Source organism: Ureibacillus sp. GCM10028918 (genome assembly GCF_042666115.1).
Taxonomy (GTDB): Bacteria; Bacillota; Bacilli; order Bacillales_A; family Planococcaceae; genus Ureibacillus.
This window is the reverse complement of the sequence record NZ_JBHTFK010000028.1, coordinates 1-1,134: the sequence shown is the minus strand read 5'-3', so window position 1 is coordinate 1,134 and position 1,134 is coordinate 1. Positions and strand designations below refer to the sequence as shown.

Here is a 1,134-nt window from a genome sequence, read left to right as displayed (position 1 = left end):
ATCGAGTAGGAGGGAGTGATTAACTCCCGACCTCTCACACCACCGTACGTACGGTTCCGTATACGGCGGTTCAATTAAGATGAATAACGCAAAGTTTCATAACGAACTTGCAGACTTTTCAGCCCTTGGCTTTCCCAGTAGGAATTGCCAAGGGTTTTGTGTAATATGGGGCTATTTGAAATGCGCCAATACCCTTTTCGGGTATTTCCCCATTCGTAGGCTTTACCATATGGAACCTTTAGTCGAATGAGGTTTCTGACTCTTGTTCGGGGATTCTTCCAATTCTTCCAAATACACATACGTAGCCTTCTCCTAATCCAACTATCTAGCAGTTTAAAGACTGTAGGTGTATCTGCAAGCGCAAAATAACCACACCATCCTATTAAATATTGGTTTAGTTTCTGGATACGATATTCCATTGGAAATGGCATCTTTCTGGAGGTAATTTCTCGTATTTTCTTCTTCATTCGTTGTAGGCTTGTTTTTGCGATACGAACCTTTGGTTCTTTATGATGAGTAAAGCTAAATCCTAAGAACTTTCGATTCCATGGGCGGTCAACTGCCGATTTGTTTTCATTTACTTTTAATCGAAGTTTTCCTTCTATAAATCGCTGTACACTCGCCATTGTACGTTCTCCTGCACGTTTACTTTTCACGTAAATGTTACAATCATCTGCGTACCGAACAAATTTATGTCCACGTTTCTCCAGTTCTTTATCGAGCTCATCTAATACGATATTAGAAAGGAGTGGGCTTAAAGGACCACCTTGTGGCGTACCTTCTTCCGTACGTGAAACAACTCCGTTCATCATGACACCTGCTTGGAGATATTTGCGGATGAGTTTTAATAATGGCTTATCTTCAATTCGTTTTGCTAATGTTGCCATTAGCCGGTCATGATTGACCTTGTCAAAGAATTTCTCTAAATCCATATCCACAACCCAACGACATCCCTCTTTTATATAACCCTTTGCCTTACGGACTGCATCATGGGCGCTCCGATTTGGACGGAATCCATAACTGTGGTCCGAAAATGTTTTGTCATATTCCTTCGATAAAATCTGCGAGATAGCTTGTTGAATCAAACGGTCTGTCACGGTTGGGATACCTAGTAAACGCACACCACCATCTGGT

The 1,134-nt window shown here is 41.5% G+C and carries 1 protein-coding gene; it reads right to left on the bottom strand.

Annotated elements, in window-relative coordinates:
- Window positions 1-74: 74 nt before the first annotated feature.
- Window positions 75-1,134 (bottom strand): group II intron reverse transcriptase/maturase (gene ltrA, locus ACFQU5_RS15965; RefSeq protein ID WP_390289916.1); only part of this gene is annotated, 1,060 nt, incomplete at its 5' end.